The sequence below is a fragment of the Duganella sp. Leaf126 genome (assembly GCF_001423125.1).
GTDB lineage: Bacteria > Pseudomonadota > Gammaproteobacteria > Burkholderiales > Burkholderiaceae_D > Rugamonas.
Map to the genome: position 1 here is coordinate 443502 of NZ_LMNW01000031.1, position 14428 is coordinate 457929.

Annotated in this window: 10 protein-coding genes; 4 read left to right on the top strand and 6 right to left on the bottom strand. The window is 66.4% G+C overall.

The features are described 5' to 3' along the window. Positions 1-23 precede the first annotated feature (23 nt). Genes ASF61_RS15270 through ASF61_RS15280 form a run of 3 tightly spaced genes read right to left on the bottom strand, consistent with a single transcriptional unit; the run spans position 24 to position 2484 of the window. Positions 24-905, bottom strand: a complete 882-nt coding sequence (locus ASF61_RS15270) for an SMP-30/gluconolactonase/LRE family protein (protein WP_056157314.1) — start codon at positions 903-905, stop codon at positions 24-26. Positions 906-964: 59 nt separating this feature from the next. Next, complete coding sequence (locus ASF61_RS15275; RefSeq protein ID WP_056157316.1) at positions 965-1585, bottom strand: 2-dehydro-3-deoxy-6-phosphogalactonate aldolase; 621 nt, start codon at positions 1583-1585, stop codon at positions 965-967. 2 nt (positions 1586-1587) lie between these two features. Beyond that, positions 1588-2484, bottom strand: coding sequence for a 2-dehydro-3-deoxygalactonokinase (locus tag ASF61_RS15280; protein ID WP_056157318.1), 897 nt, complete (start codon positions 2482-2484; stop codon positions 1588-1590). A 195-nt stretch (positions 2485-2679) separates the two neighbouring features. Here ASF61_RS15280 and ASF61_RS15285 point away from each other — a divergent pair, with 195 nt between their 5' ends. Continuing rightward, positions 2680-3249 carry a hypothetical protein gene (locus tag ASF61_RS15285; RefSeq protein WP_229205862.1) on the top strand — a complete coding sequence of 190 codons (570 nt, stop codon included), beginning with the start codon at positions 2680-2682 and terminating at the stop codon, positions 3247-3249. 22 nt (positions 3250-3271) lie between these two features. On the opposite strand, the gene ASF61_RS15290 is transcribed toward ASF61_RS15285, so the two are convergent. The 3 genes from ASF61_RS15290 to ASF61_RS15300 form a co-directional block, all read right to left on the bottom strand. Then, a complete protein-coding gene (locus ASF61_RS15290) occupies positions 3272-3799 on the bottom strand; it encodes a PadR family transcriptional regulator (RefSeq protein ID WP_056157321.1) in 528 nt (175 codons plus the stop codon). A gap of 164 nt (positions 3800-3963) precedes the next feature. Next, positions 3964-5835: a glucokinase gene (locus tag ASF61_RS15295; protein ID WP_056157323.1), complete on the bottom strand. Its 1872-nt coding sequence runs from the start codon at positions 5833-5835 to the stop codon at positions 3964-3966. Positions 5836-5879: 44 nt separating this feature from the next. Then, positions 5880-7517, bottom strand: a complete 1638-nt coding sequence (locus tag ASF61_RS15300) for an alpha-amylase family glycosyl hydrolase (protein WP_056157326.1) — start codon at positions 7515-7517, stop codon at positions 5880-5882. A gap of 194 nt (positions 7518-7711) precedes the next feature. Between ASF61_RS15300 and ASF61_RS15305 the strand changes: the two genes are divergently transcribed. The 3 genes from ASF61_RS15305 to ASF61_RS15315 all read left to right on the top strand — a co-directional run bounded on the left by ASF61_RS15305 (position 7712) and on the right by ASF61_RS15315 (position 14422). Then, positions 7712-9307, top strand: coding sequence for an oligopeptide:H+ symporter (locus ASF61_RS15305; protein ID WP_082491711.1), 1596 nt, complete (start codon positions 7712-7714; stop codon positions 9305-9307). 104 nt (positions 9308-9411) lie between these two features. After that, on the top strand, positions 9412-12213 hold the full coding sequence (pulA, locus tag ASF61_RS15310; RefSeq protein ID WP_056157328.1) for a pullulanase-type alpha-1,6-glucosidase: 2802 nt from the start codon (positions 9412-9414) through the stop codon (positions 12211-12213). Between the two features lie 301 nt (positions 12214-12514). Further along, positions 12515-14422 carry an EAL domain-containing protein gene (locus tag ASF61_RS15315; RefSeq protein ID WP_056157330.1) on the top strand — a complete coding sequence of 636 codons (1908 nt, stop codon included), beginning with the start codon at positions 12515-12517 and terminating at the stop codon, positions 14420-14422. Positions 14423-14428 lie beyond the last annotated feature (6 nt).

Genomic DNA, 14428 nt, shown 5'->3' on the forward strand with positions numbered 1-14428 from the left:
GACTGGCCGGCGCGTGGGAAGTATCAGCCGAAGCGGGCTGCCGGCAGGCCGGCCACGTCCACCCGCACGGCAAACAGGCCGCCCGTCAGCGGGAACTCTTTCAGCTGTTCGGGGGTGTTGTCTTCGCTGGCGGTGGTGATGAACAGGGTCTTGAAGTCCGGACCGCCGAACGTGCACGAGGCGGGATTGCGTACCGGCACCCGGACCGTTTCCAGCAAGTCGCCGTCGGGCGAGTAACGGCACACGCGGCCGCCGCCCCACTGGGCCACCCACACGCAGCCTTCGCCATCGACGGTCATGCCGTCGGGCGACCCTTCGCCGTCGTCGAACTGGCGCCAGACGCGCGGTGCGCCGAGCGTGCCGTCGGCCGCCAGCGGGTAGGCATAGATGCGGCGCTCGAAACTGTCGGTGTGCAGCATGGTGGCGCCGTCCTCGATGAAGGTCGGGCCGTTGCAGATGTGGTAGCCGTCGTCGGCCACGGTCAGCGACAGGTCCTTGTCGAGCAGGAACAAGCTGCCGATCGCCTGGGCATAGTCGGTGTTGTGCATCGAGCCGGCCCAGATGCGGCCGGCGCGATCGACCTTGGCGTCGTTCATGCGCAGGTCGCTACCTTCAGGGAATGGTCGGGCGATGTACTCGATGCGCAGCGCGGGTTCGAGCCACACGCGGGCAATGCCGTGGCGCAGGCCGGCCATGAAGCCGTCGCCGTCGTTGCGGGCGATCAGCCAGCACACGTAGTCCGGCATTTCCCAGGCGTGGCGCTGGCCGGTCTCGATGTCGAACGCGTGCAGGGTCTTGCTTTTCAGGTCGACGAAATACAGGCGTTGTTCTTCCGATACCCACAGCGGGCCTTCGCCCAGTTGCGCACCCAGGTCCCATAGGCATTGCACCTCATGTTTGCTCATCGTTCGGTCTCCGTTATTGTTGCGTTACTTGTCGAATGCAGTCACAGCGCGTGAGTGTATCAGGCTGCCAGCGCGCGCCAGGCGTCGACGAAAGCGGCAGCGCGCGCGCCCAGCTCTTCCAGCGATACGCCCGGGGTGAACAGTGCACCGCCGATGCCGAAGCCGGTAGCGCCCGCTTTTTTCCAGCCGGCCATGGTGTCCGGCGTGACGCCGCCCACCGGCCACATCGGGGTGCCGGCCGGCACCACGCTGAGCATGGCTTTCAGGCCGCCGTGGCCGACCATTTCGGCCGGGAACAGTTTGAGCGCGTGGGCGCCGGCGTCGAGCGCCGCGAAGGCCTCGGTCGGGGTGGCCACGCCGGGGGCGATATACATGCCCAGTTCGGCAGCACGGCGGATTGCGGCCGGGTTGCAGTTGGGCGAAACCATCAGGCGGCCGCCAGCCTCGTACACGGCTTCCACGTGCGCCACGCTGAGCATGGTGCCGCCGCCGACCAGGGTGTCGGGCAGGTTCAGCGCGACGATGGCGGCGATGCATGCGAGCGCGCCGGGACGGTTCAGCGGCACTTCCAGTGCGCGGAAACCGGCGTCGTACAACACCTGGGCGACCGCGGTGGCCTCGGCCGGTTGCAGGCCGCGCAGGATGGCGACCAGTGGCGTGGTTGGATGGGAAATAGTCATGTTCAAGCCTTGATGAATTGGGAAATCGCGGTGCAGTACACGCGATGCGGATCGAGCACCTGGCACTGCAGGCCGAAGTGCCGGGCGGCGACCGCGTAGCGCTTGGCCAGCGCCGGCGAGCCGATCACGGTGACGGTGCCGCCGGCCGGCAGGCTGCGCGCGGCAGCGGCGAATTCGGCGCCGATCAGCAGGCCGCTGACAAAGGCGGCCGCCTGCTCGACCGGTGCGCTGCGCGAGACCACGCCGGCGCGCACGCGGAACAGGGTGTTGGTCAGCGGTTCGCCGGCGCCAGCCTGGTCGAGACCGGCCGTGAAGCCGGCGGCGTCGCTGCTGTCGCCGCCCATCAGCGACGACAGCGTGCCGCCCTTGGACAGCATGGCGTACAGTTCGCCGGTCATGTAGGTGGACAGCGAGTCGACCGCACCGTCCTGCAGCAGCACCCACTTGCTGTGGGTACCCGGCAGCACCAGCCAGCCATCGCGCTGGCCCAGCACCACGGCGCCCAGCAGCTGGGTTTCTTCGCCGCGCATCACATCGATCGACGGACCGCGCCGGTAGGCGTAACCGGGCACGATGCGGCAGTTGGCCGACCACGGCGCAGCGCCGACCGGCGCCAGGTGCGACGGCAGCGCCGTCAGCGGCACCGAGGTGTCGAGGTAGTTCACTTCCTGCCAGCCCGACGCGCTGCCGACCATGCCGGACAGGATGACGGGGATGGTGGTGTCGATGCCCATGGCGCTGCGCAGCGCGTCGAGCGAGGGGCCGAAGCGGTCGCGCTCGCCCACGGCCAGCATGCCCTGGTCGTCCTCGTACTCGGCCAGGCAGTTGGCGTGTTGATCGATCAGGTAGGCGCGCCGGTTGCTGGTGCCCCAGTCCACGCCAAGTATGGTCTTGTCCAAGATTGAAATCCTTTTCTGTGCTGCGTCGATGTTACGGAAACGACAGCACTGCCGCCAATGAAATATGCAGTGCGATGAATACCAAAATTGTATAGGGATCGCCGGCGCGCGCCGGGCTTGCACGGCCACAAACATTGCCCGGCGATTGCCTTTGGTTTAGTATGTCCATCTATAAAATAGTTTTGTCCATTCCTTATGGCTTCTCCGTCTCTCCCGCCCCGCCTGCTGCTCACTGCCGGTGCCGTGATCGCCGTCGTGATTGGCGTCGGCGTGTACTTCAGCAATTCGACACCGGAGCCCGCTCCCGCAGTTCCTGCACCGCCGGCGCCAGTGAAACCGGCAGCCAGCACGCCGCCAGCGGCGCCAGCCGTGCGTCCGCCGGCGCCGCGTCCGGCTGCGGCGCCGGAACCGGCCGCGCCGGTACAGCCGAAGGTCGTACGCACGAAAGACCAGGCCTCGGCCGCGCTGCTGGCCTTGCCGGAACTGCGCGCCTGGTCGGCCATGCTGGAGAAAACCTCGAACGGCAAGGTGCACGGCGCGCTGATCGAATACGATCCGGCACCGCGCAAGCTCAACGGCAAAACCTACTATCAGTTCAGCTTTGTGGAAAACAGCGCCGACGCGGCGCTGCGCTGGGAAAGCTTCCTGGTCTCGGCCAACGACGACGAGATCCTGGTCGAAGACGCCACCAGCGATGAAGTGATCAGCCTGGCGCGCTGGCGCCGCGAAAAACACCCGGAAAAGCGCACCAGCGTCGACGGCTGAGCGCGCAACAGCGCCATGACACTTACGCGGCCAGCGCCTTGATGTCGGCCGTTGCCTGGCGCAGGATGGCGCGGATCTGCTCGAGTTTTTCGGGCGTCGGCTGCTGGTCCTTGCCCTGCTCCATGACCGCATGCTTGAGTTCGTGCATCACGGCGCGCAAGTCGTCGCGCGGCTCGGCCTGCTCATTCATGCGCGCCACGACGGCGTCCACGAACTGGCGGTTCTCGGCCAGAAACGCCTCCCCTTCCGCCGTAATCGTGTGCAGTTTCTTGTTGCCGTCCGGCGAAGCCGAGACGTGTCCCATGTCGAGCAGCATCGACAGCAGCGGGTAAATGGCGCCCGGGCTCGGCGTGTAGCCGCCGCCGGAGCGCTGCTCCAGTTCCTTGATGAGTTCATAGCCATGACGCGGCTTGTCGGCGATCAGTTGCAGCACGATGTAGCGCATGGCGCCGGCGTCGAACATTTTCGGGCCGCGCGGGCGGCCGCCACCGCCGTGACCGTGGTGGCCGTGGGCAGCGTGGTGGCGATGAGGGTGGTCGGTGGTAAACATGGTGTAGTCCTTTTCGGTAAAATACGATATAACAAGTTAAGATATAACTTATTACGACATATCTTATACCCTTGATGGGAAAGTTCAAGCACCAATTTGTAACAGGCGAAAAAAAAGCAGACCATGGGGTCTGCTTCGGTGCGGTGGTGCGGTGGTGTCGGCGGTCAGCCGTCGAGGTGCGAGATCATCAGGCGCCGGCCGTCGGCCTCGCCCTTGGCCTTGTGCTCGATCACCAGCTTGCCATTTTGCGCATCGAGCGAGATACCCACCGACAGGATGTCGATCAGCAGCAGCTGCAGGATGCGCGAGATCATCGACAGGAAGGTCGTACTGTCTTCCGAATGGTCGACCGCCAGGCACACGCTGGCCTTTTTCGCCAGCGGCGAATTGCTGGCCGTGATCGCGATCACGTCCGCGCCTGCCGCGCGCGCCACGTCCACCGCTTCGAGCAGGTCGTTCAGCTTGCCCGAGTTGGATATCGCGATCACCACGTCGCCCGGCTTGAGCAGCTCGGCGGCCAGGTTGAGCAGGTGCGAGTCGCCGTAGGCCGAGGTCGGGATGCGGAAACGGAAGAACTTGTGCTGGCCGTCCAGCGCCACCACGCGCGAATTGCCCATTGCATAAAACTCCACGCGCTTGGCCTTGGCCACCAGGGCGATGGCCTTGTCGATCGAACGCACGTCGAGCTGGTCGCGGAATTTCAGGATCGCCGAGACCGTGTTGTCGATCACCTTGGCGCTGAGGTCGTGGGTGCTGTCGCTGACGCGCACCTGGCTGTGACGCACGGGGATGGCGCCGGTCAGGCTGCTGGCGAACTTGAGCTTGAAGTCGGCCAGGCCGAGGAAACCGAGCGAGCGGCAGAAGCGGATCACGGTCGGCTGGCTCACTTCGGCCAGGCGCGCGATGTCGGCAATCGGTTCGTTGAGCACCAGGCGCGGCTGCTCGAGCACCAGCTGCGCCACGCGCTGTTCGGCCGGCGTCAGTTCGTGCTGCAGGTGGCGCACGCGCTCCATCAGCGTGTTGGCGCCGCTGCGCCCGCGCAGGTGCTCGGACAGGATGGTGGCCACGCCGTAGAACGCCGGGTTGGGCGTGGTGATCACATAGGTCGGAATCTCGGACAGGTAGCTGGTGAAGCGCCCCTTGGCTTCGAAGCGCGAGCGGAACGGCGACTGCGCGAACCACTCGCCCATGCGCGGCACGATGCCGCCGCCGATGAACATGCCGCCGAATGCACCGAGCGTGACGGCCAGGTTGGCGCTGGCGCCGCCCAGCATGGCGCAGAAGCATTCGAGCACTTCCAGGCACAGCGGATCCCTGTCGGTCAGCGCGCCGGCCATGATCTCCTGCGAAGTGAGATCACGTACCTGCCGGCCGTTGCGCTTGGCAATCGCGCGGTAGATGATTTCCATGCCGGGGCCCGAGATCAGGCGCTCGGTGGAGACGTGCGACCAGGTTTGCCAGGCGTACTGCAGGATCGCGTATTCGCGCTCGTCGGCCGGCGCAAAGTTGGTGTGGCCCCCTTCGGAGCCGAGCGTGACGAAACCATCGACGGTGGGGATCACGCCCGACACACCGAGACCCGTGCCCGGCCCCAGCACGCCGATCACGGAGTTCGACGCCGGCTTGCCGCCGCCCACCTGCATCAGGTCGGCGGGCTTGAGGCCGGGCAGCGACATCGCCAGCGCCGTGAAGTCGTTCACCACCAGCAGCGTGTGCAGGCCCAGGGCGCGGCGCACCTCGTCGGTGGAAAATTCCCAGTCGCGGTTGGTCATGCGGATGTAGTCGCCGCTGACAGGGTTGGCCACGGCCAGCGCGCCATGGTGGAGCGTGAGGTCGGCGTGGTCGGCCAGGTAGGAGCGCAGCATGGCCACGATGTCGGCGTAGTCGTCGCACTTGAGCACGCGCACGGCGCGGAAGTCGCCCGGCGCCGTCTGCAGCGCAAAGCGCGCATGGGTGGCGCCGATGTCGGCCAGCAGGCGCGGACCATCGGCAAACGCGGTGCGGTTGAGTTTTTGATCCACTTCGGCTTGTTTCATGTCGGCTCAGTCAAATCAGATGGCGGAAGCATACCCGAAACGGGTCACGCCGCGTAGCCGAACCACGCGCCATATGCCGGCAGCGACACCACGCCAGCGTCGATCGTGCCCGGCAGGCCGTGGCCTTCCAGCGGCTCGGCGCCGGCCGCCTGCGGCAGGCTGACGCTGACCGGCGCCGGGCCGAGGTTGAACACGGCGATCACGCCGCGCTGGCCGTCCAGATCGCGGCGCAGCGCCAGCACCGGTTCCGGCGCATCGAAGAAGCTGATCGCCCCGCGCGACAGCTGCGGCAGCGTGCGGCGCCAGGCGATGAAGGCGCGCGTAAAGGCCAGCGTCGATTGCGGGTCGGCTTCCTGCACCGCAGCCGCGCGCGCGCGGTGCTGCGGCGCCACCGGCAGCCAGGGCTGAGCGCTGGTGAAGCCGCCCTGCTCGGCGTCGGTCCACGCCATCGGCGTACGGCAGCCGTCGCGGCCCTTGAACTCGGGCCAGAACGCGATCCCGTACGGGTCCTGCAGCAGTTCGAACGGCACGTCCGCTTCGCCGAACGCCAGTTCGTCGCCCTGGTACAGGCACGGCGTGCCCTTGAGCGAGAGCTGCATCGCCAGCACCAGCTTGGCGAATGCGGGCGGCGCCTCGGCACCGCCCCAGCGCGACGCCACGCGCGGCACGTCGTGGTTACCGACCGACCACGAGGCCCAGCCGCCCTTGACGCGTTCCTCGAACTGCTCGACCTGCTGGCGGATGTAGTGCGACGACAGCTGATTCACCAGCAGGTTGAAGCTGTACGCCATGTGCAGCTTGTCGCCGCCGGCCGTGTAGTCGGCCATGGTGGCCAGCGAATCGTCGGAGCCGACCTCGCCGATCGAAATGGCCTGGTACTCGTCGAGCAGCGCGCGCAGCTTTTGCAGGAAGGCCAGGTTTTCCGGGCGCGTCTTGTCGTAGTCGTGGGCCTGCATGCCGTACGGGTTGACGTCGGTGACCGTGATCGAATCGCGGTTGGTGGCCGGCGGATTGCTGCGCAGCTGCTGGTCGTGGAAGTGGTAGTTGCAGGCGTCGAGACGGATGCCGTCCACACCGCGCGCGAGCCAGAAGCGCAGCGCATCGAGGTGAGCCTGCTGCACCTGCGGGTTATGGAAATTGAGCTGCGGCTGGCTGACCAGGAAATTGTGCATATAGTACTGGCGCCGGCGCGTGTCCCACTGCCAAGCCGAGCCGCCGAATACCGACAGCCAGTTGTTGGGCGGATTGCCATCGTCTTTCGGATCGGACCACACGTACCAGTCGGCCTTGGGGTTGTCGCGGCTGGCGCGGCTCTGCTGGAACCACGGGTGCGCTTCGGCCGTGTGCGCCATCACCTGGTCGATCATGATCTTCAGGCCCAGGCTGTGCGCCCGGGCGATCAGCGCGTCGAAGTCGGCCAGCGTGCCGAACATCGGATCGACGTTGCAATAGTCGGCGATGTCGTAGCCGAAGTCCTTCATCGGCGAGGTAAAGAACGGCGAAATCCACACGATCTCCACGCCCAGCGATGCGATATAGTCCAGCTTGGCCGTGATCCCCGGCAGGTCGCCGATGCCGTCGCCGTTGGTGTCGTGGTAGCTGCGCGGATAGACCTGGTAAATGATGGCGTCGCGGTACCAGTCCTGGGCATGCGGCGAGACTTGAGTTAGTTGCTGAGTCATAAGAGAATCCGGGGTTGGCTGGGCAGGAAAAACAATTTGTAAAGAATATACATCAGGAATATGTTTTTTTCAATGCAGCCACCGATCGTGAATTATCACATTTAATTCATATGAATCAAATACTTAGGAATTTTCAGAAGAAATCCGACAGTATAAAATAGTAGTCAAACTACATCAATCAGGAGAAAAGTACAGTGAGCAGCAACGTCAGCAGCGCCGATCCGCGGGACGGCAACGGCCCCTTGCCCCGGCAAATCCCTTACATCATTGCCAACGAAGGCTGCGAGCGCTTCAGTTTCTACGGCATGCGCAACATCCTCACGCCGTTCCTGCTCAGTACCCTGCTGCTGTTCATCCCGGCCGAACACCGCACCAGCGAAGCCAAGCACGTGTTCCATACGTTCGTCATCGGCGTGTATTTCTTCCCGCTGCTGGGCGGCTGGCTGGCCGACCGGTATTTCGGCAAGTACAACACGGTGTTCTGGTTCTCGCTGATCTATGTCGCCGGCCATGCCTGCCTGGCCATCTTCGAACATGACATCAACGGCTTTTATGTCGGGCTGGCGCTGATCGCATTCGGCTCGGGCGGCATCAAGCCGCTGGTGGTGGCGTTTGTCGGCGACCAGTTCGACCAGACCAACAAGAACCGCGCCAAGCTGGTGTTCGACGCCTTTTACTGGATCATCAACTTCGGCTCGTTCTTCGCCTCGCTGCTGATGCCGGTGCTGCTGCGCGATTACGGCCCGTCGGTGGCGTTTGGCGTGCCCGGCATCCTGATGGCGCTCGCCACGCTGGTGTTCTGGCTGGGCCGCCGCAAGTATGTGCACGTGCCGCCGGCCGCGCCGAACCCCGAGTCGTTCAGCAGCGTGGCGCGCACCGCCCTGCTCGCGCACGGCGCCGGCCAGGGCCGGCCGGGACTGGTGGTAGCCGGCCTGGGCGCGGCAGCTGCCGTGCTGGCGCTGCTGGTGATCCCGTTCTACTCCGGCTTCGTGATCGCCTTCTGTACCGCGCTGCTGCTGTTGCTCGCCTTCGGCTGCCTGGGCGTCTCGATGCAGCTCGACCGCGCACGCGGCACCCATACGCAGGAAGCGGTGGAAGGCGTGCGCTCGGTGCTGCGCATCCTGATCGTGTTTGCGCTGATCACGCCGTTTTGGTCGCTGTTCGACCAGAAGGCCTCGACCTGGATCGTGCAGGCCAACGCCATGCACAGCCCGCAGCTGTCGCTGTTCGGCTGGGACTTCACACTGCTGCCGGCGCAAATGCAGGCGATCAACCCGATACTGGTGATGCTGCTGATCCCGTTCAACAACATCGCGCTGTTCCCGCTGCTGCGCGCGCTCGGCGTCACGCCCACCCCGCTGCGCCGCATGGGCGCCGGCATCGCCCTGTCGGGCCTGGCGTGGATCGCGGTCGGCGCCATCCAGCTGTCGATGGACGGCGGCGACCGGGTCTCGATCTTCTGGCAGCTGCTGCCCTACGTGCTGCTGACGCTGGGCGAGGTGCTGGTCTCTGCCACCGGCCTCGAATTCGCCTACAGCCAGGCGCCCAAGCAGATGAAAGGCATCATCCTGAGCTTCTGGTATCTCGGCGTCACCATGGGTAACCTGTGGGTCCTGATCGTCAACGAGGGCGTCAAGAACGAGGCGGTCGGCGCCCATATCGCCAGCACCGGCCTGTCGCAAAGCGCATTCCAGATGTTCTTCTTCGCCGCCTTTGCCCTGGTCTGCGCCGGCCTGTTCGCCCTGTACGCGACGCGCTACAAGATGGTGGACAACTACCGCAAGGTGTAGCGCACCAAGGTTTCGTACCAAAACTACAGCGTTTTGCATTACCATAGGCCGGCAATTTTCCAGAATTGCCGGCTTTTTTGTAATGGCACTACTTAAAAATAATCATGGAGACCCGATTGGCCAAGTTATTTGCCGGCGCCGCGCTGGCCCTCACCTGTGCGGCGGCAAGCGCTGCCCCCACCCTGGCCGATTGCGACGGCCCGTTCGCCACCGTGCTGCACGCTGCTGCGCCCGCAGCAGCGCCATCGTCCACGCCCGCCGCCAGTGTCGGCAGCGAAGCGCGCGCCTACTGGCTCGACCGCCAGCTGCTCCAGTGGCCGGGCGCCGACCGCGCCGGCGTCTTCAAGCTGTATTACGCGGCTGGCGCGCAGCTGCGCGCCGACCCGGGCCAGCGCGTGCAGGGCGCGGACGGCGCCTTGCTGCTGGCGCCGTCCGCTGCACCGGCGCCGGACGCCCTGGCCCGGCGTTTCAAGTTCATCGGCCAGGGTCCGCTGCTGGCCGTGGCGCCGGCCGATGTCGCGCGCATCGGCGCGCTGCTGACCGGGCAGGTGCTGCTGGTGCGCGAAGCAGTGGACGGCACGGTGCTCGACGCCACCGCTGCGCAGCTGCCGGGCGCGCTCGACGACCTGTATGCCAGCGCTGTCCAGGCGCCGGACCTGGGCGTGACCGTCGGCGCGCGCAGCGCCGGCTTCAAGCTGTGGGCGCCCACCGCGCAGGCGGTGGCCGTGTGCACCTATGCCAGCGGCACCTCGGCCGCGGCGACGCTGACCGCCATGCGCCGCGACGACGCCACCGGCATCTGGTCGGCGCAACTGCCGGGCACGCAGGCAGGCCGCTATTACCGCTACCTGGTGGACGTGGTGGCGCCCGGCGCCGGCCTGGTGCGCAACCTGGTCACCGATCCGTACTCGGTCAGCCTGACCACCGATTCGCGCCGCAGCTACATCGCCGACCTGGGCGCGGCCGCACTGAAACCGCCCGGCTGGGACAGCACGCCGGTGCCGCAGCGCGTAAAGGCGCAGCCGGACATGGCGATCTACGAACTGCACGTGCGCGACTTTTCGATCAACGACGCCAGCGTCAGCGCGGCCAACCGCGGCAAGTACCTGGCGTTTACCGAGACCGGCTCGAACGGCATGCGCCATTTGGCCGCGCTCAGCCGCGCCGGCATGACCGACATCCACCTGCTGCCCGTGTACGACATCGCCACGATACCGGAACAGGGCTGCCAGGCGACGCTGCAGGACATCGCCGCCCTGCCCGGCCTGCGCCCGGACGGCCTGGCGCAGCAGGCGGCGATCGGCGCCGTGAAATTCACCGACTGTTATAACTGGGGCTACGACCCTTACCACTACAGCGCGCCGGAAGGCAGTTACGCGCGCGACGCCGCCGACGGCGCCGCCCGCATCGTCGAGTTCCGCCGCATGGTGCAGGCGCTGCACCGGATCGGCCTGCGGGTCGGCATGGACGTGGTGTACAACCATACCTTCGTCGCCGGCCAGGACCCGCGCTCGGTGCTGGACCGCGTGGTGCCCGGCTATTACCACCGGCTCGACGCGCGTGGTGCGATCGAGCGCTCGACCTGCTGCGACAACACCGCCACCGAACACCCGATGATGGCCAAGCTGATGATCGATTCGGCCGCCCTGTGGGCGGTGCACTACAAGATCGATTCGTTCCGCTTCGACCTGATGGGCCACCAGCCGCGCGCGGCGATGGAGCAGCTGCAGGCGCGCGTGAACCGCGCGACCGGCCGTCACATCAACCTGATCGGCGAAGGCTGGAACTTCGGCGAGGTGGCCGACGGCGCGCGCTTCGTGCAGGCATCCCAGCTCTCGCTCAACGGCAGCGGCATCGGCACCTTCAGCGACCGTGCGCGCGACGCCATGCGGGGCGGCGGCGCGGCCGACGGCAGTGCGCAGATCGCCAGCCAGCAGGGCTGGATCAATGGCCTCGTGTATGACCCCAATGCCGTGGCCCGGTCTGCGCCGGCGCCGCGCACGCGCGACGACCTGATGGACGCCGCCGACATGGTCAGAGTGGGCCTGGCCGGCTCGCTGCGCAGCTACCCGATGCAGACCCGCCAGGGGCCAGTCAAGCGGCTCGAGGACATGGCGTATGGCGGCAACCAGCCGGCCGGCTATGCCAGCGCACCGGGCGAGACCGTCAACTACGTGGAAAACCACGACAACCAGACGCTGTTCGACATCAACGTCTTCAAGCTGCCGCTGGACACCTCCACTGCCGAGCGGGCGCAGGTGCAGATGCTGGGCGCGGCCATCAATGCCTTCAGCCAGGGTGTGCCCTACTTCCATGCCGGCTTCGACATCCTGCGGTCCAAGTCGCTCGACCGCAACAGCTTCGAATCGGGCGACTGGTTCAATCGCCTCGACTGGACCTATCGCGACAATTATTTCGGCACCGGCCTGCCGCCCGAGGCAGACAACGGCAAGGACTACCCGCTGATGCGCCCCCTGCTGGCGCAGGCGCAGCGCATCAAGCCCACGCCGCAGGACATCGCCTGGTCGCGCGACGCCTTCCGCGACCTGCTGGCCATCCGCGCCAGCAGCACCCTGTTCCGCCTGCGCACGGCGGAGGACGTGGCGCAGCGTCTGCGTTTCTATAACACCGGCCCGCAGCAGGTGCCCACCGTGATCGTCGGCCACCTCGACGGCGCCGGCTACCCGGGGGCGCGGTTCCACGCCCTCACCTACGTGATCAACGCCGACAAGGTGACACAACAGGTCACGGTGACCCAGGAACAGGGACGCCGCTATGCACTGCACCCGGTGCACCTGCAAGCCGGCGCGGCCGATCGCCGGATTGCCGCCGGCGCCCGCTACGACGCTGCCACCGGCAGCTTCACGGTCCCGCCGCGCAGCGCGGTGGTGTTCGTCGAACCATGACGAGCTGACAAGACAAACCGATGATCGCGCCCGCAAATGTGCGGTAGTGCACATTTGCAAGCCAATCGCGCGCCTGAAAAATTTATTCGTGGTACTATTAATTTCAGGAGCGCAATAACACTCACGTTATTACAATCGATTGTATTCTCTCCCCGACAACTGACACCCGGTTGTCCCGCTGCCGGCGCGCTTGCCGGCGCTCCCTCAGTGCCTTGCCCCCGCATTGAATAGTACGTTGCCAACGCAAGTCCCGCCCAGGGCGCAACGCTGCCCCGCAGGACTCACGAAAACGAACATCACCATGTCTATTTCTTGCCACACTGATGAAGCCAGGCGCCTCGATGCGCTGCACAAGCTCAACATCCTCGACACGCCGCCCGGCGAGGCGTTCGACCGCATCACGCGCATGGCCGCGCGCCTGTTCGACCTGCCGATTGCCGCCGTCTCGCTGACCGACAGCGACCGCCAGTGGTTCAAGTCGCGCGTCGGTGTCGAGCACTGGTCGATTCCGCGCATCAAGGCGCCGTGCGGCAATGTGGCCGATACCTCCGAGCTGCTGGTCATTCCCGACCTGCAGGACGACGCGCATTTCCGCGACAGCCCGCTGGCCGCCAGCGGCATCCGCTATTACGCCGGCGCGCCGCTGATCACCGCCGACGGCCACTGCCTGGGCGCCATGTGCGTGCTGGGCACCGCGCCGCGCGATACCGCGCCGGAAGAACTGACCATGCTGTGCGACCTGGCGGCCATGGTGATGTCGCAGATCGAGATCATGCACGCGCTCGGCCGCGTCGATCCGATCAGCGGACTGCCGAACCGCAACCAGTTCATCGAAGACTTCCAGGACCTGCAGCGCGAGAGCGAGGATGGCGAACAGCGCGTGGCGATCCTGATCAACCTGGCCACGCCGGCCCAGCTGGCGCACGCCGTGCGCGCCATGAACCCGCGCTATCTGGACGAGCTGGTAGCGGACGCCGCCAGCTGGATCCGCGCCGAACTGGGCCCGGGCCGCAAGGTCTACCACGTGGCCACCACCCAGTTCGCCATGCTCAGCAGCTCGCAGATGCCGATCGAGCAGTACACGCCCCTGCTCGAAACCAAGCTCGCGCAAGCCATCGCCACCGTCAAAACCCGTTTCGTGGCCACGCCGACCATCGGGATCGTGCCGTTCGATCTCAGTAGTACCGATGCGCTGAGCGTGCTGCGCCGGGCGCAGAGCGCGGTGCAGGACGCCACCGAATCCGGCTGCGCCGTGGCCCTGTACTCGTTCGGCGAGGACCAGATGTACCGTCGCCGCTTCAGCCTGCTCAACGATTTCGGCGCGGCGCTCGAGAGCAGCGGCCAGTTGCGCCTGGTGTTCCAGCCCCGTATCGCTATCGCCAGCGGCGCCTGCGTGGGCGCCGAGGCGCTGCTGCGCTGGACCCACCCGACGCTGGGCGCCATCGGCCCCGGCGAATTCATGCCCATCGTCGAGCGCTCGCGCCTGGCCCAGGCGACCACCTCATGGGTGCTCGACACGGCGCTCGACCAGCAGCTGGCGTGGCGCAACAGAGGCCTGGTGCTGCAGCTGTCGCTCAACGTCTCGGCTGCCAACCTGCTGGAAGCCGATTTTGCCGACCGCGTGGTCAACGGTCTGCGCCGGCGCGGCCTGCCGCACCACTGCCTGGAGCTCGAGATTACCGAGAGCGCCATCATGGAGCATCCGGCCAAGGCCCAGGCCACGCTGGAAACGCTGGCCAGGGCCGGCATCCACCTGGCCATCGACGATTTCGGCACCGGTTACAGCAGCCTGGCGTACCTGCAGCGCATGCCGGCCGACGTGGTCAAGATCGACCAGTCGTTCGTGCGCGATATCGAAAACGACCAGCGCCAGCAAGGCCTGGTGCGGGCCATGATTTCGCTGTCGCAGGACCTGGGCCACCGGGTGGTGGCCGAGGGCGTGGAAAATGGCGCGGCGCTGGCCTTCCTGCGCGACGCCGGCTGCGACGAAGCGCAGGGCTACCTGTTCGCGCGGCCGCTGGAAGTGGCCGACTTCGGCCGCTGGCACCGGGAACAGGACCTGACGCAGATGGCAGAAGATGCGCCGCTGCTCGGCGTCGACGGCGCACTGCAGGCGGTGGACCACGCGTTTGCCATGCGCGCGCCGCGCCAGCCGTGCAACCCTGCCACGGTGCCGGCGCCGACGCGGCGCCGGCTGCTGGTGCGCTAGGCCCCC